The sequence below is a fragment of the Flagellimonas sp. genome (genome assembly GCF_965601775.1).
GTDB lineage: Bacteria > Bacteroidota > Bacteroidia > Flavobacteriales > Flavobacteriaceae > Flagellimonas.
Genome location: NZ_OZ271837.1, coordinates 721622 through 737604 on the forward strand (window position 1 = coordinate 721622; position 15983 = coordinate 737604).

General features: G+C 39.7%; 15 protein-coding genes. 8 read left to right on the forward strand and 7 right to left on the reverse strand.

What is annotated here, in order from left to right; genetic code table 11:
* The first annotated feature begins 66 nt into the window (after positions 1 to 66).
* Positions 67 to 1575: a GH3 auxin-responsive promoter family protein gene (locus tag ACSLUF_RS03425; RefSeq protein WP_435624730.1), complete on the forward strand. Its 1509-nt coding sequence runs from the start codon at positions 67 to 69 to the stop codon at positions 1573 to 1575.
* Between the two features lie 72 nt (positions 1576 to 1647).
* Positions 1648 to 2190 (forward strand): hypothetical protein, encoded by a 543-nt coding sequence (locus ACSLUF_RS03430; RefSeq protein ID WP_435624731.1) that lies wholly within the window; start codon positions 1648 to 1650, stop codon positions 2188 to 2190.
* A gap of 1 nt (position 2191) precedes the next feature.
* Here ACSLUF_RS03430 and clpX read toward each other — a convergent pair whose 3' ends face one another.
* The 7 genes from clpX to ACSLUF_RS03465 all read right to left on the reverse strand — a co-directional run bounded on the left by clpX (position 2192) and on the right by ACSLUF_RS03465 (position 9249).
* Positions 2192 to 3427, reverse strand: a complete 1236-nt coding sequence (clpX, locus tag ACSLUF_RS03435) for an ATP-dependent Clp protease ATP-binding subunit ClpX (RefSeq protein WP_435624732.1) — start codon at positions 3425 to 3427, stop codon at positions 2192 to 2194.
* A gap of 93 nt (positions 3428 to 3520) precedes the next feature.
* Complete coding sequence (gene clpP, locus ACSLUF_RS03440) at positions 3521 to 4198, reverse strand: ATP-dependent Clp endopeptidase proteolytic subunit ClpP (protein WP_435624733.1); 678 nt, start codon at positions 4196 to 4198, stop codon at positions 3521 to 3523.
* 91 nt (positions 4199 to 4289) lie between these two features.
* Positions 4290 to 5612 carry a trigger factor gene (tig, locus tag ACSLUF_RS03445; protein WP_435624734.1) on the reverse strand — a complete coding sequence of 441 codons (1323 nt, stop codon included), beginning with the start codon at positions 5610 to 5612 and terminating at the stop codon, positions 4290 to 4292.
* A gap of 92 nt (positions 5613 to 5704) precedes the next feature.
* A complete protein-coding gene (locus ACSLUF_RS03450; protein WP_435624735.1) occupies positions 5705 to 6058 on the reverse strand; it encodes a phage holin family protein in 354 nt (117 codons plus the stop codon).
* 71 nt (positions 6059 to 6129) lie between these two features.
* Positions 6130 to 7629 carry a G-D-S-L family lipolytic protein gene (locus ACSLUF_RS03455; protein ID WP_435624736.1) on the reverse strand — a complete coding sequence of 500 codons (1500 nt, stop codon included), beginning with the start codon at positions 7627 to 7629 and terminating at the stop codon, positions 6130 to 6132.
* Positions 7630 to 7762: 133 nt separating this feature from the next.
* Positions 7763 to 8533, reverse strand: coding sequence for an alpha/beta fold hydrolase (locus tag ACSLUF_RS03460; protein WP_435624737.1), 771 nt, complete (start codon positions 8531 to 8533; stop codon positions 7763 to 7765).
* A complete protein-coding gene (locus ACSLUF_RS03465) occupies positions 8533 to 9249 on the reverse strand; it encodes a pyridoxine 5'-phosphate synthase (protein ID WP_435624738.1) in 717 nt (238 codons plus the stop codon). The genes ACSLUF_RS03460 and ACSLUF_RS03465 overlap by 1 nt, the downstream gene beginning before the upstream one ends.
* Positions 9250 to 9334: 85 nt before the next feature.
* On the opposite strand from ACSLUF_RS03465, the gene ACSLUF_RS03470 reads away from it, so the two are divergent.
* The 6 genes from ACSLUF_RS03470 (at position 9335) to ACSLUF_RS03495 (ending at position 15983) form a co-directional block, all read left to right on the forward strand.
* A complete protein-coding gene (locus ACSLUF_RS03470; protein ID WP_435624739.1) occupies positions 9335 to 9991 on the forward strand; it encodes a CBS domain-containing protein in 657 nt (218 codons plus the stop codon).
* Position 9992: 1 nt separating this feature from the next.
* Complete coding sequence (locus ACSLUF_RS03475; protein ID WP_435624740.1) at positions 9993 to 10874, forward strand: NAD kinase; 882 nt, start codon at positions 9993 to 9995, stop codon at positions 10872 to 10874.
* A 111-nt stretch (positions 10875 to 10985) separates the two neighbouring features.
* Positions 10986 to 11669: a DUF6089 family protein gene (locus tag ACSLUF_RS03480; protein ID WP_435624741.1), complete on the forward strand. Its 684-nt coding sequence runs from the start codon at positions 10986 to 10988 to the stop codon at positions 11667 to 11669.
* Complete coding sequence (locus ACSLUF_RS03485; protein WP_435624742.1) at positions 11670 to 12410, forward strand: isoprenyl transferase; 741 nt, start codon at positions 11670 to 11672, stop codon at positions 12408 to 12410.
* Positions 12382 to 15051, forward strand: a complete 2670-nt coding sequence (locus ACSLUF_RS03490; RefSeq protein WP_435624743.1) for a BamA/OMP85 family outer membrane protein — start codon at positions 12382 to 12384, stop codon at positions 15049 to 15051. Before ACSLUF_RS03485 ends, ACSLUF_RS03490 begins: the two co-directional genes overlap by 29 nt.
* Positions 15052 to 15149: 98 nt before the next feature.
* Positions 15150 to 15983: an OmpH family outer membrane protein gene (locus ACSLUF_RS03495; RefSeq protein ID WP_435624744.1), complete on the forward strand. Its 834-nt coding sequence runs from the start codon at positions 15150 to 15152 to the stop codon at positions 15981 to 15983.

A 15983-nucleotide genomic window follows, 5' to 3' on the forward strand; every position in this document is an offset into this window, starting at 1 on the left:
AATGAGATTAAGATACGCTATTTTAGCTTTTAGACCCATGGTCCATATGGGTCAAATATACCTAAAATGCCAATACCATTATTCAATAGCATCGCTTCCTGGTTGTTGAAAAAGCGCTACCATCAAATTGAGCTTTTTTTGAAATATCCTTTGGATGTACAGAACGAAGTACTACATCAACTTATGGATTTTTCCAAGGATACGGTATTGGGCAGACAATATGGATTTTCGGATGATCTCAAGTACGATGAGTTCAGGGAACGGGTTCCCTTGGTAAATTATGAAGATATAGCGCCCTTGATTGAAAGATCTCGAAGAGGTGAACAAAATCTCTTTTGGCCCACTCCTATCAAGTGGTTTGCAAAAAGTAGCGGTACTACCAATGCCAAAAGCAAGTTTATTCCAGTAAGTTCCGAGGCTCTTGAGGACTGTCACTTTAAATCCAGTAAGGATTTGTTGTGTTTGTACCTTAACAACAATGAAAATTCTCAGTTATTTCTTGGGAAAAGTCTAAGATTGGGGGGTAGCAAGGAGCTCTATGAGGATAATGGGACTTTCTTTGGTGACCTATCTGCTATTTTAATTGACAATATGCCCCTATGGGCGGAGTATAGCAGTACACCAAGCAGTAAGGTATCCTTGATGGGGGAATGGGATACAAAACTGGAGGCCATTATTGAAGAGAGTATCAATGAGAATGTTACAAGTTTGGCAGGAGTACCCTCTTGGATGCTGGTACTGTTAAATGATGTGATGCAACGAACCCAAAAAAATCACCTATTCGAAATATGGGAGAACTTGGAGGTCTATTTTCATGGAGGGGTCAGTTTTGCTCCATATAAAGAACAATTTAGAAAACTACTTCCTAGAAAAAACTTTAACTACTACGAAACTTATAATGCTTCGGAAGGCTTTTTTGCTATTCAAGACCGCAACAATTCAGAAGACTTGTTATTAATGTTGGATTATGGGATTTTCTATGAATTCATTCCTATGACCCCCATGGGTGAGGGACAGGCCATTCCTTTATGGGAGGTTGAAATAGGGGTGAACTACGCGGTTGTCATAACGACAAATGCAGGCTTATGGCGCTACAAGATTGGAGATACTATACGCTTCACTTCCAAAAATCCGTACCGAATTAGGATTACTGGGCGTACCAAACATCACATAAATGCTTTTGGAGAAGAACTTATAATTGAAAATGCAGAAGAAGCCTTGAAACAAATCTGTATCAAGACAAATGCAGAAATCATGGATTATACTGCTGCACCCATTTTTATGAATGGGGCCGAAAAAGGAGGGCATGAATGGCTTATTGAGTTCAGAAGACCTCCTTCGGACATTGCATACTTCACAGAATTCTTGGACAACGCCTTGAAATCTTTGAATTCGGACTACGAGGCGAAACGCTACAACAACATGACTTTAAAGATGCCAAAAGTGCATTTGGCCCGTAAGGATTTGTTCCATGATTGGTTAAGATCTAAGAACAAATTAGGGGGACAACATAAAATTCCGAGATTATCAAATGAACGCACTTACATCGAAGAATTGCTTCAAATGAACAATTAAATGCGTTTTTTTCGTTCTTATTGGGGAACTTCCCAGAACAAATCTTAATTGAAAGAATCAAACAAACTGGTAATGGCGGAAAAACTTGTTGTAATCTCGGATATGTGGGGTGTGAAAAAAGGGATGTGGATCACATCCTATTTTGGATACCTTCAGCAGTATTTTGATATTGTCTTTTATGACGCACAACAGCTTGGAAATGTAGATGTTACAGTTTCAACTGAAGAAAATGTCCACAAGGCCTTCGTTGATGGAGGTATAGATACAGCGGTAGCGCATCTTCTTAAAAAGGAAACAGAACCTTCTCATTATCTTGCCTTTAGTACGGGAGGTACCATAGCTTGGAAAGCGGCCTTGAAGGGATTACCTATGAAGTCCTTGACTGCTATTTCTCCAACACGTGTTCGACTGGAGGATGAAAGTCCCAATATTCCAATGCGTTTGATTTTCGGAGAATGCGATAAGTTCAAACCCGGACTTAAGTGGGCCAATCAAGTGGAAGCAAAACTTGAAATCGTGACCGGTTTTGGGCACGATTTGTATTCAGATGAAAAGATAATTTCTGATGTAAGTATGGGTCTTTTACAAAAGGTGATCAGCTCAGTAACCAAATAATTTAGGAAACGGCTTTTAATTTTTTGATAGTCTCGTGTGAAAGTTTTTCTTCTGCGTAGGCCTTGGTTACCTTGAACTCATTTTCCTCACTACTAGGCAAAGTGAACATGGCGTCCGTGAAGACAGCTTCACAAAGGGAACGAAGTCCTCTAGCCCCCAATTTATATTCTACTGCCTTTTCAACGATATAGTTCAATGCCTGTTCTGTAATGCTGAACGTAATATTGTCCATAGCAAACAATTTTTCGTATTGTTTGATAATTGCATTTTTAGGTTCCGTAAGAATAGCACGAAGCGTCTTGGCATCCAAAGGATTCATATGAGTCAAAACTGGAAGCCTACCGATGATTTCAGGAATTAGTCCAAATTCCTTTAAATCCTTGGGAATTATGTATTGAAGAATATTTTTGCTGTCAAGCCTATCCTCCGCTTTGGAAGCACTATATCCGACTGCTTGCATGTTGAGTCGTTTATTGATGATTCGTTCAATTCCATCAAAAGCACCCCCCGCCACAAACAAAATATTCTCTGTATTTACTTCAATAAACTTCTGGTCGGGGTGTTTTCGTCCCCCTTTTGGCGGAACATTGACCACAGTACCTTCCAATAGTTTTAGTAAACCTTGCTGTACACCTTCACCCGAAACATCACGGGTTATGGAAGGATTGTCACTTTTACGGGCAATTTTGTCAATCTCGTCTATAAAAACGATACCCCGTTCTGCTTTTTCTAGGTTATAGTCAGCCGCTTGTAGCAATCGGGTCAGAATACTTTCTACATCCTCACCAACGTATCCTGCCTCAGTAAGTACTGTCGCATCTACAATGGCCAAAGGTACATTCAGCATTCTGGCAATGGTCTTGGCGATAAGGGTTTTACCGGTTCCTGTTTGGCCTACCATTACGATGTTACTTTTCTGAATCTCAACCCCGTCATCGTTGTTTTTTGGTTGCAATAACCTTTTGTAATGATTGTAAACGGCAACGGACATTACCTTTTTGGTGCGTTCTTGTCCAATTACGAAGGTGTCTAGGAAATCCTTGATTTCCATAGGCTTTTTCAGAATTAATTCGGAAGATAAATCCTTATTGTTGGATTGTTTGGATTCTTCCGTAACAATACTGTAAGCCTGTTCTATACACCTGTCACAAATATGGGCGTCCAAACCAGCAATCAAGAGATTGGTCTCTGATTTTTTTCGCCCACAAAAAGAACATTCTAAATTTTCTTTAGCCATATAACCTTGAGGTTCAGTACACAATAACGCAAAAAATGTGGTAAATCATACGTTTTTTACGTTGTTTTTTTAGATTTTGATTTTAAGTCAGTGTTATTTTTCCCGCGCTAGGACTTCATCAATCATCCCATATTTTTTGGCCTCTTCAGCTTTCATCCAAAAATCTCGGTCACTGTCTTCATAAACTTTTTCGAAGGTCTGACCTGAGTGGTTGGCAATGATTTGATACAACTCATCCTTGATTTTAAGTACTTCCTTAGCGGCAATTTCTATGTCGCTAGCTTGACCCTGAGCACCGGAGAGGGGTTGATGAATCATAACCCTGGAGTGGGTAAGTCCACTTCTTTTCCCTTTTTGACCGGCACATAAAAGTATAGCGGCCATTGAGGCAGCAATTCCAGTACATATAGTGGCTACATCTGGCTTAATGAACTGCATGGTATCATAAATGCCCAGACCAGCATAAACACTTCCACCTGGTGAGTTGATATAGATTTGAATGTCCTTTGAAGCGTCGGCACTTTCCAAGAACAACAATTGGGCCTGAACAATATTGGCCACTTGGTCATTGATGCCCGTACCCATAAAGATGATTCTGTCCATCATAAGGCGGGAGAAAACATCCATGGCAATGGCGTTCAATTGTCTTTCTTCAATAATATTGGGAGTCATATTCACGGGATACATGCTGCTCATGATTTTGTCATAGTACATGCTATTCACTCCGTGATGTTTGGTGGCGTATTTTTGAAATTCGTTTGCGTAATCCATACGATATTGTTCAATTTAGCTTTAAAAAAAAGGTGCCGAAAAGTTCAACTTTCGGCACCATAAAGATACTTAAATTTCTTTTAGCCGAAGTTTAGCCGTAAACCTCTTTCACAAAGTTGTCATACGAAACTTCCTTTACCTTCAAATTGGCCTTTTCCTTGAACAAATCCAGTAGCTTTTGACTCATTAATTGTTCAGAAAGTCGCTTTACCTCATCTTGATTACCCAAAACCCGGTTGGCCACATTTTCCAGTTCTTCTTCTTTAGGGTCTAGATGACCATATTGTGCCATCTGGGATTTGATGAAGCCTTTGGCAAATTCCTTAAGTTCTTCCAATTGTACCTGAAGGTCATTTTCTTTGATAATTTTTCCTTCAATCAGTTGGTATCTCAATCCTTTTTCAGATTTGTCATACTCTTCCTTGGCTTGGTCATCCGTTAAAGGATTTTCACCACTAAGTTGAATCCATTTGATTAAGAATTCAGCGGGAAGGTCAAACTTGGTGTCGTCAATTAGCTTTTCGGTAACATCGTTAAGAAGTTTCTGGTCAGCCTGTTGTTCAAATTGTTTTTCAGAATCTTCCTTAATTTTTTCTTTAAGCTCTTTTTCGGACTTTACATTATCCTTTCCAAAAAGCTTATCAAACAATTCCTGATTTAATTCTGCAGCTTCCCTTTCATTGATTTCCTCAATGGTGAAGGTCACATCTATATTTAGCTTTTCCGCTTTTTCTCTATCAATTCCCAAAGAACTTGATAAAAGATAGTCTTCTTTAAATAGTCCCTTAGTACTTAAGCTGATGGAATCTCCTACCTTTTTACCTACTAAGGCGTTGATGGATTTTTTGCTTTTTATCTTGTCGAGCTCAATCGTGGTTTTGTTTTCAATCTCTTCTGCTTCGTTTTTGAAAACTCCAGTTACCTCGTCGTTCGCACCGATTTCCGTTTTAGAAACCAACTTTCCGTACTGTTTGCGAATACGGTCCACTTGCTCATCAATCATCTTTTTGTCGGCGACAATCTTGTAGTGGGTAATAGCCTTTTTGCTTTTCAACTGCACATCAAAATTGGGAGCCAATCCCAGTTCAAACTCGAAGTCCAATACCTCATTGTCCCAATCAAAATTATCCTGTTGTTTGGGTAGCGGATTACCTAAAACATCCAATTTTTCTTCGGTTAGATATTTGTTGAGGTTGTCTTGAAGTAGTTTATTGACTTCGTCAACCAGAACAGCCTTTCCGTATTGCTTTTTGATTAAGCCGATAGGAACCTGCCCTTTTCTGAATCCAGGAATATTCGCCTGCTTTCTATAATCCTTTAGGATGTTGTCAACTTTTTCTTGGTAATCTTCCTTGCTTATGGCAACTTTTACAACTGCGTTAAGCGCATCAATCTGCTGTTTCGTAATATTCATCTGCTACCTAATAATTTCTATTGAAAAATGGGTGGCAAAAGTACGGTATTTTCTGAATCACAACAACTTTTTAAGTTATTGAATACCAAAGTCTACGATTTCTTTTTATCCTCCTTCAACAAGGAATGTAAAATAGATTGTAAGATGGAAAGCAATATGCTGAAAATAATGGCCCATAGGACCCCATCCACTTGAAATCCAGAAATAAAATTGGCTGCAATTAGTATAATGATAGCGTTGATGATCAAAAGGAACAGCCCAAGAGTAATAATGGTTATGGGCAAAGTAAGAATGACCAATAAGGGTTTTACCAAGAAGTTTAAAACTCCAAGTACGATGGCAACTATTAAGGCGGTAACAAATGAATCAACCCCAACACCTGGAAGGGCGTATGCCAAAATAATAACAGCAAGTGCATTAAGTAATAAGCGGATAATCAGTTTCATGAAATTTAGGTTAGATTAATAAAAAAAGCACCACAAATGCGGTGCTTTTAAGATACTATTTTATTTGATTATCAGTCGATATACAATCCAGTAAAATCCAAAGGATTAACACCGGGAAGATTAGAACCGTAGGTAGTATTGATTGCATCAACAAATGCGTTGGCCAAAATGGCGTATCCTCTAGGTGCTGGGTGAACTCCGTCTAGGGAAAAACCACCCCCAGTAGCAAAAGTAGATGTCACCACGCTTCCATCAGCTAATGCTAAACCATTGGCATTAAGGTCAGCTAGTAGGGCATTGGCATCAACAAAGGCCAAGCCAAATTGAGTCGCTAGAGCCTCAATACTTTGGTTATACGCGGCCAGAGCCGTAGCTACGGCTTCTTGTTCTTGAGGAGTAAGCACCCATTGGTCTCCTAGTGGAACGGCCAATCCGTTTGCAGAAGTTGGATCAGCTGGATTCGCTAAAGTCCCAATAAATGAACTTGAGGTCAATACCAACAAATCGTTCGCATTAGTTTGCCTTAAGTTAACCAAGGCTGGATTTAAAAAAGTCAAATCCGTAAGATCCTCATCAAGCATTACTGGGGCATTGGTAGCTCCTGCAGCAAACGTAATGGTACGTGCGGCTAGTTCTTCTGCATCAATGAAATTGGCACCAAATGCTTGTTGCAAACCTAAATTATAGGCGGCATAAGCACCATTAAGAAGAGTGGCAGTTGCTTCGTCTAGCGGAACAGGATTAAACGGCACGGTCGTAAAGAAAGGTATATCCGTAACATCCGGTAAGTTGGCAATTACCCCGCCTGCTCCCCCGGCAGTCATGGTCTGAAGTATGGCTTGGATTGAACCTGCCAAAACAGTTGGGTCAGTAATATCGTTTCTTTCATAGGTAGTTGGGTCTGGATTTCCAGTTTGGTCTGTTCCTGAACCACCGTTAGTTGCATATAATAAAATATCATTGGAACCTATCCAAAGGGAGAAAAACGTAGCACTTTGCGCAGCCGCATCTTCAAGAACGGTAGCCGCCTCCGAAGAAGAGAATCGCGCAAAATAAGGGTTGGCAGTACCTACTGCTACTCCTGCAACGCTCCCATATCCTGGAGCCAATAACTCATAGCTTTTTGCTCCGGGTACTCCCATATTGTTAAAAGTTCCGGAGAGTTTTGTGGATATTTCAGTTGTTCCCGTTCCAGGCACTGGTGTTGGTGCAGGTCCATCCGCCGTAAATGCCAAGAAAAGACGATTTCCCAAAATAGGATTGCCTTGCAAGGTTGCTCCACCTAGGTTATCGGCCATAAAGGGAATATTGAAGGTGCCTCCACCAGCCAAAGCAAAGTTGGAAGCCAGCATATTAGGAAAGGAAGCCTCCTGACCTGCAATAAAAAGAGCATTGTCCGAGAAACCTGCGGTAAGCGAGTTTCCAATAGCAACATAATTTGAAAAATTTGCTGTACCCGCCGTAATAACTATGGGGTCTGGGTCTGGAGTAGTGGTTTGAGCATCATCATCATCCGAGCATGCTGTAAAGAGTAACCCTAGTAAGGGGAGTAGGGCATATACTTTTTTCATAAGTAATTTAATTAGAGTTAGTTTAAGTTAACTATACAGTTAAATCAGTATTAACCAAATCTAGATGAAATTTGTTATACAGGCAATTAAATGGGCAAAAAAATTATGCATGCATAATAAAAAAGGGTAAATTTTAAGAATTTAGAAAGTTTGCCGCCTTTTCAAAAAACTGTTTAGGATTCTCGGCGTGAAGCCAGTGTCCCGCTTTTTCAACCGTTTCTATTACTGAATTTGGAAAGTGTTTTTGTATTTCACCATAGTCATTGGGTAAGATGTATTCAGATCTATCTCCCCTTAAAAATAGAGTTGGACCTTCAAAAGTTGAAGTAGCGGGTATTCCTTCTCCAATCTCTTCCATTTTGTTTTTTAGTACATTAAGATTAAAGCGTAGCGATAGTTTTCCTGGTTCTATCCAATACAGGTTCTTCAGTAAAAACTGGCGTATTCCAAAATCAGTCAAGTGTTGTGCCAATACCTGGTCAGCTTCTTTTCTACTACTGATATTGTCAAAATCCAGGTGCAATAAAGCATCAATAATATATTGGTGATGCGGAGGATAATATTTGGGTGAAATATCAGCAACAATTAATTGGGTAACGTGACTTGGATGGGAAATGGCAAATTGCATGGCCGTCTTTCCGCCCATGGAATGACCAATTATGGCCGCATCGGAAATTCGATGATACTCCGTGTAATCCCATAAATCTTGACTTAAAATTTCATAGTCAAACTCATTGGAGTGGAAACTTTTTCCATGATTTCTTTGGTCTATCAAATGCACCTGAAAACCAAGTTCGGCAAACTGGTTGCCCAAGGTTTTCCAATTATCCGACATGCCTAAAAAACCGTGAAGAATCAAAAGCGGTTTACCTTCTCCTATAATTCTAGAGTGAAGTGGCTCCATTATTTTAGTCTATTTAAGTACATATTCACCACATTTTCAAGGCCAAGATACAGGGATTCACAAATCAAGGCGTGTCCAATGGATACTTCAAGAAGATTGGGAACATGCTCCTTAAAAAATTTGATGTTGTCCAAACTCAAATCGTGACCTGCGTTCAAACCCAATCCTAACTTTTTGGCTACAATTCCCGCCTCAGTGAATGGTTTTACAGCTTCATGTTCCCTGCCAGTGGCAAAGATTTGGGCATAGCTCTCTGTGTATAACTCTATTCGGTCGGTTCCAGTTTCCGCTGCGCCTTCCACCATTTCTACAACAGGGTCGACAAAAATTGACGTTCGGATATCTTCACTTTTAAAGGTTTGAATGACTTCGATGAGAAAATCTTTATGTTTTATCGTATCCCAACCTGCATTGGACGTAATGGCATCTTCCGCGTCCGGAACCAAAGTCACTTGGGTTGGCTTTACTTTGAGCACCAAATCAATAAACTTCGGTATAGGATTTCCTTCAATATTATATTCTGTGGAGACAATGTCTTTTAATTCAACGGCATCTTGATATTTGATATGGCGTTCATCGGGCCTTGGGTGTACTGTAATGCCTTGGGCACCAAAGGATTCTATGTCTTTAGCAGATTGCAACAAATTGGGAACATTTCCGCCCCTAGAATTCCGTAAAGTGGCCAGTTTATTGATATTGACACTTAACTTTGTCATATATTCACTTTTAAGGTGGCAAAATTAAACAATAGGCATGCCTTTTGCTATATAAAATTAGTATTTTGCACCTAAGAGTATTGCTATGCAAATCCAAGATAAAATCATAACATCAATACCAGTTTTTGAGGTTTCTGAAACTTTGAAGGAAGCTATTCTTTTTTTCGAGGAAACCACCTTTTCTCATGTGGCGATTACCGAAAATGGGGAATATTTGGGTGTTTTATCCGAAAATGACCTCCCTTGTTTTGAACCGGAAGAAGGTATCGAAAAGTTCAGATTTGAAATGGAACGGTTCCATGTCAACAAGGAAACCATGTGGATGGATGTTTTGGAAATGTTTTCAAGAAATGAGGCCAATGTCATTCCTGTTCTTGATGACAATGCCATGGTTGCGGGCTATTATAATCTGGAAGAGGTCGTTGATTACTTCATAGACACACCCTTCTTTAAAGAGCCTGGTGGTATTTTGGTAGTTTCAAAGGGAATTAAGGATTATGCCTTTAGCGAAATTGCACAAATTGTGGAAGGAAACAATGCCAGATTGTTAGGGGCTTTTATTTCCGAATCCCACAATGATATTGTGCATGTTACACTTAAAATTGGGTCCGAAAATTTAAGTGAAGTAGCTCAAACTTTTAGAAGATACAACTACACCATAGTTTTTGGGAATAGTGATGACCAGTTTATAGAAGATTTGAAGCAACGTTCCGATTACCTGGAAAAATATCTCAATATTTAAGATGAAAGTTGCCCTCTATGGTCAAAGTATTGTAGAGCAGGACAGAATATATGTCTTGGAACTCTTGGCTGAACTCAAATCCGTTGGCGGGGTTGCCCATATTGAATCTGGTTTCTATAAATTACTTAAAGGTTTGGGAGTTACCTCTGAGCATGACGAATTTACCCTAACCTCAGGTTTAGATAGCACTTTTGACCTATTTGTTAGTTTTGGAGGCGATGGTACTATGCTTAGGGCCGTTACCTATATAAAGGATTTAGGCATTCCTATTGTAGGGGTGAATACGGGTCGACTTGGATTTTTATCCACCTTTAAAAAACAAGATGTTCGTAAAGTAGTCACTGAGTTTTTGTCAGGGGCCTATGCCATTGAAGCACGTTCCTTGGTGGAGGTTTCCTTGAGTTCTGGGCTTAAGGAATTTAACGGATTGAACTTCGCATTAAACGAGATTACCGTTAGCAGAAAGGACACTACCTCCATGATAACCGTGGAAACCTACCTAAATGACGAGTATTTGACTTCATACTGGGCCGACGGATTAATCGTATCTACACCTACAGGTTCTACAGGATATTCCCTGAGCTGTGGAGGACCCGTGATAGCGCCTTCAGCCCAATCGCTTGTGCTCACTCCAATTGCTCCCCATAATTTGAATGCAAGGCCTTTTGTGATTTCAGACGATACAGAAATCCGTCTTAAGGTTTCTGGAAGGGAAGAGCATCATCTCGTTTCTCTGGACTCCCGTATTGCCAGTATGCCCAACGGACAGGAAATAAGAATTAAAAAATCTGACTTTACCATTAATATGATTGAATACAAATCCGAGAGCTTTTTGAAAACACTTCGTAATAAACTCCTTTGGGGCGAGGACCGACGCAATTGATTAAAACGAAAACAATAAAAACAGCTAAAAACTGTTTAACAAAGGAGAACGTATTAACCCAATATTATATAGACTTTCCTTTACTTCTTTTAGCTTAACATTTTTGATGGTATGCGAATAGTATTTGCTATTTTTTTGTGTGCGGTGTTTGGAATGAATGCCCAAACCTATGAAGTGGGATTGTTTGCCGGAGGTGCAAATGTTATTGGCGATGTTGGTCGCACCAACTATATTTTGCCATCGGGACCTGCCATTGGAGGTATCTTCAAATGGAATAAAAGTAAAAGATATGCCTGGCGCGCCAGCGCAATTTATGGCAGCTTTACTGCGGACGATACAAAATCTTCAAAATCTTCACGTGAACAAAGAGGTTTTATAATTGATAATTCGGTTTTAGAAGCCTCCGTGGGGCTTGAATTTAACTTTGTGGAGTATAATCTTCACAAGCTTGGACCTGCCTTTACACCCTATCTTTATACGGGTTTCACTTATTTCCGGTACGACTTTAATTATTTTGATGCACAACAAGTGCAGGATATTAACCAAAAAGAAGGTAGTTTTGCAATTCCAATGACGGTAGGGGCCAAATATCGTTTGAATCAGTTTCTAATTCTTGGGGCTGAGATTGGGGCAAGATATACCTTTACGGATAATCTGGACGGGAGCAATCCCGAGGGTTCCAATTTTGAGCAATTTAGATTTGGTAACATTCTTAGCGATGACTGGTATGTTTTCTCAGGTATTACTTTAACGTATACCTTTGGACGTAAACCTTGCCAGGATTGCTTTGAATAAATGCACACACTAGAGGACGTTAATAAAAAGAGATTGCCAAAACACGTTGCCATAATTATGGATGGTAATGGTAGATGGGCAAAACAGCGTGGAAAACTACGGATTTTTGGGCATGAAAACGGTGTGGATGCCGTCCGAAAGACCGTTGAATCCTGTGCCAAACTTCAAATAGAGTTTCTCACCCTTTACGCTTTTTCAACTGAAAATTGGAATAGACCCAAACTAGAAGTCGAAACTTTAATGAAACTCTTAGTGGCTTCTCTTCGCAAGGAGTTGGATACCCTTAACAAAAATAATATCCGTCTACGAGCCATAGGAAATATCCATTCATTGCCTTCCAAAGCACAAAAAGAACTATCTGAGGTAATTGCAAAAACCGAAAAAAATTCGGGAATGACATTGACTTTGGCACTGAGTTATGGTTCCAGAGAGGAGATCAAAAGTGCGATTAAAGAGATAAGTTCCAAAGTTAAAAATAATATAATTTCACTTGAAAATATTGACGAAGCCGTTATAAATACTCATCTTTACACGCACTTCATGCCAGACGTGGACTTGCTTATTCGCACTAGTGGAGAGTGTAGGATAAGCAATTTTTTACTTTGGCAGATAGCATATGCCGAATTATATTTTATTGACGTATTTTGGCCTGATTTTAGTGAGCATCATTTGGTAGAAGCAATATTAAGTTACCAAAATAGAGAAAGACGATTTGGAAAGACTAGCGAACAACTCAATTAAAAGGACCACCAAAACCTTACAACCTTATCTAACATTACTCCTCCTCCTTTTTTACTTCAACCCTAGCTTAGCTCAGGAAACTTCATTCGAAAATGGTAAAACATATACCTTGGGAGGTTTGTCGATTACAGGACTACAAAGTTACAATGAGCAGACCGTTAAAACATATACAGGTCTTCGAGTAGGCCAGCGTATCACGGTACCGGGAGATGAGATAAGCGCTGTAATCAAGAAGTTGTGGAGTTTGGAACTTTTCAGTGATGTAAGTATGTATTATACCAAAATAGAAGGAGACAAGATTTTCTTGGAACTCAATATTTTGGAGCGGCCTACCTTATCCAAGGTAACCATATATGGTGTTAAAAAACGTAAGGTTCAGGACATCATTGACGATACGGATCTTAAAAAGGGAAAGAAAATTACGGAAAGTCTAATTGCCAACACGAAAAACTTCCTACAAAACAAATACAAAAAACAGGGCTATCTCAATGCTAAAGTGAACATAGCCACGGCAAAAGACACATCGGATACCAATTCCCAAAGCATGGTCATCAATGTGAATAAAGGGGATAAGGTCAAAATTAGAAGTATCGTTTTTGAAGGGAATGAAAAGCTTTCCAACAAGCGTTTGAAAAAGGCACTTAAGAATACCAAAAAGAAAAAACTATTTCGTTTTTGGAAAAAATCGAAGTACATCGCGGCAGATTTTGATGAAGACCTTTCTAATTTGATTGACACCTATGCGGAAAGAGGATATAGGGATGCCCGCGTTCTTTCAGACACTTTTGTTAAGGTAAATGAAAACAATATCGACTTAAAAATAAAAGTAGAAGAAGGGGATAAGTACTATTTTGGAGATATTGATTTTGTGGGGAATTCGGTCTATACCGATAGAATTCTAAGCCAAGTTCTAGGCATACAAAAAGGAGATACCTACAACGGAGTTCTATTGAAAAAGCGAATAGCAGATGATACCAAACCGGATGCTATTGATATAACAAACCTGTATCAAAACAATGGTTATCTTTTTTCTACCATTAATCCAGTTGAGGTTTCAGCAGCAAACGATACCATTGATTTTGAAATACGAATCATTGAGGGAAAGGAGACTTTTCTTGACCATGTTACCGTACAAGGAAACGATAAGACCAACGACCACGTTATTTTCCGTGAATTGCGGACAAGACCTGGACAGAAATATAGTAAGGACAACATTGTTCGTACCATTCGAGAACTTGGGCAACTTGGTTTCTTTGACGCGGAACAGATTTCTCCGGATATTCAAAATCCAAATCCTAACACAGGGACCGTTGATATCAACTATAACTTGGTCGAGGCGGGATCTAGCCAGATAGAATTGCAAGGTGGTTTTGGTGGTGGAGGATTTATAGGTACCCTAGGACTCTCGTTCAACAACTTTTCGTTACAAAATATTTTTAAGGGTGAGGCATATAAACCCGTACCCATGGGGGACGGACAGACTTTTGCCTTGCGACTACAGGCGAGTAGATCGTTCCGAGTATATAGCTTGAACTTCTCTGAACCTTGGCTTGGAGGTAAAAAACCGGTGCGTTTTAATTTGTCATTGTCCAGAACGCAACAGTTTGCGACCAACTTTGATAACAGAGGTAGAATTGATGTAGACCGATCAAGAGGGTTTGCTATCACCGGAATTTCTTTGGGATTGGCCAAAAGGGTGCAGTGGCCTGATGACTTTTTTACAATTTCCCATGCGTTGAGTTATCAGTTATATGACTTCAACGACTTCAATAACGGACTTTTCAATTTTGGAAATGGAAGCTCAAATTCCTTGAACTATACCATCGGTATTTCAAGAAGCTCCCAAGGACCTAGTAGAATTTTTCCATTAAGTGGTTCAAACTTTGAATTTACGGCTAAGTTCACTCCGCCATACTCCCTGTTTTCAAATAAGGATTTTGGGGCTATACGTGCTGAGATAGATGATATCACCGCACGACTTTTTGAAATTGGACCTGCCCCAGGTTCTATTGAGGAACAGTTGGAATTTGAAAGATTGAGTGATGATTTGGAGAGATTGGAGGAAGAACGTTTTAAGCTATTGGAGTTCTACAAAATTAAGTTTAGAGGGGATTGGTATACCCAGTTAGTGGATAAATTGGTGCTTCGTACCAATGCTGAGTTTGGCTTCTTGGGTAGTTACAACAACGATATAGGTGATGTACCTTTTGAGCGTTTCTTCGTGGGTGGAGATGGTCTCGGTAACTTTACCCTGGATGGTAGAGAGGTGATTCAATTGAGAGGTTACGAAAACAGCTCGTTGACGCCATTTGTAACAAATCCAATTACCAACCGTTTGGAACAAGAGGGAGGAACTATTTACAATAAGTTCTCTTTGGAACTGAGATATCCACTTACCCTTAAACCCGCAGCATCCATATATGCACTTTCTTTTTTAGAGGCAGGTAACGCCTTCAACAATTTTAGTGACTTTAATCCGTTTGAATTAAAAAGATCTGCCGGAGCGGGGCTTCGTATTTTTATGCCGGCATTCGGTCTATTGGGAATCGATTTTGGTTATGGATTTGATTCAGATGCCAGACCAGGTTCTGTAGGACCCAGTGGCTGGCAAACGCACTTCATTATCGGGCAGCAGTTTTAATCATGTGGAAATATAGCCAACACCAACAGCCTAAATACTTCATTTTTAATGGGTTTGGTACTTTGGCACGATATTTTCTTTTAAAAAGCGGAATAAGAATGAATAACAAAGTTCTTTTGATCGTATTGGTTTTGATAATGTCGGCCCAGGCATTTTCCCAGAGAGGCGTAAGAATAGGATATGTGGACATGGAGTATATTCTGGAAAATGTTGAGGAATATAGGGATGCGAGCACTCAATTGGAGGCAAAGGCCCAAAAATGGAAACAGGAGATTGAACTAAAGCGGAGCGTTGTTGAGCAGATGAAGAAGGACTTAATGGCTGAAAAAGTGCTTTTGACGGATGAGTTAATCGCTGAACGGGAAGAGGAAATTCAGGTTTTGGAAACTGAAATGATAGATTATCAACAAGACCGTTTTGGCCCTCAAGGGGATTTGGTTCTACAGAAAAGGTTGTTGATTCAACCCATTCAAGACCAAGTTTTCAATGAAGTCCAAAAAATAGGAGGTAATAAAAGATACGATTTTATTTTTGATAAATCAGCAGATGTCGTAATGTTGTACTCCGAAAAAAGGCATGACATTAGTGACTTGGTCCTTAGAGAGATAGCTCGAACAAGAAAAGTGAGCAAATCCAACAAAAAACAACAGGAAAAAAATCGGTTGGATCAATTTAAGGCGGAAGAAGCAGAAGCTGATAAAGAGATTAGCGAAGCCCTAAGGGAAAGACAGGAGAAAGCCGCACAGTCAAGAGACGAAAAGGCAAAAGCCGCGGAAGACAGAAGGGCAGAGCAGTTGAAATTAAGGGAAGAACGCAAAAAAGCGTACGAAGCAAGAAGGAAGAAATTGTTGGAAGAGCGGGAAGCACGAAGACAAGCTAAGCTTGAGGAAAGAAAGAAAGCACAAGAGCAACCGAAAGACTCCATTAAATAA

Bases quoted from the DNA above. Each gene is read 5' to 3' on its own strand.
- ACSLUF_RS03430 (WP_435624731.1), top strand. From the start codon at position 1,648: ATGGCGGAAAAACTTGTTGTAATCTCGGATATGTGGGGTGTGAAAAAA.
- ACSLUF_RS03470 (WP_435624739.1), top strand. From the start codon at position 9,335: ATGCAAATCCAAGATAAAATCATAACATCAATACCAGTTTTTGAGGTT.
- ACSLUF_RS03480 (WP_435624741.1), top strand. From the start codon at position 10,986: ATGCGAATAGTATTTGCTATTTTTTTGTGTGCGGTGTTTGGAATGAAT.
- ACSLUF_RS03465 (WP_435624738.1), bottom strand. From the start codon at position 9,249: ATGACAAAGTTAAGTGTCAATATCAATAAACTGGCCACTTTACGGAAT.
- ACSLUF_RS03485 (WP_435624742.1), top strand. From the start codon at position 11,670: ATGCACACACTAGAGGACGTTAATAAAAAGAGATTGCCAAAACACGTT.
- ACSLUF_RS03450 (WP_435624735.1), bottom strand. From the start codon at position 6,058: ATGAAACTGATTATCCGCTTATTACTTAATGCACTTGCTGTTATTATT.
- ACSLUF_RS03425 (WP_435624730.1), top strand. From the start codon at position 67: ATGCCAATACCATTATTCAATAGCATCGCTTCCTGGTTGTTGAAAAAG.
- tig (WP_435624734.1), bottom strand. From the start codon at position 5,612: ATGAATATTACGAAACAGCAGATTGATGCGCTTAACGCAGTTGTAAAA.
- ACSLUF_RS03475 (WP_435624740.1), top strand. From the start codon at position 9,993: ATGAAAGTTGCCCTCTATGGTCAAAGTATTGTAGAGCAGGACAGAATA.
- ACSLUF_RS03460 (WP_435624737.1), bottom strand. From the start codon at position 8,533: ATGGAGCCACTTCACTCTAGAATTATAGGAGAAGGTAAACCGCTTTTG.
- ACSLUF_RS03495 (WP_435624744.1), top strand. From the start codon at position 15,150: ATGAATAACAAAGTTCTTTTGATCGTATTGGTTTTGATAATGTCGGCC.
- clpP (WP_435624733.1), bottom strand. From the start codon at position 4,198: ATGGATTACGCAAACGAATTTCAAAAATACGCCACCAAACATCACGGA.
- ACSLUF_RS03455 (WP_435624736.1), bottom strand. From the start codon at position 7,629: ATGAAAAAAGTATATGCCCTACTCCCCTTACTAGGGTTACTCTTTACA.
- clpX (WP_435624732.1), bottom strand. From the start codon at position 3,427: ATGGCTAAAGAAAATTTAGAATGTTCTTTTTGTGGGCGAAAAAAATCA.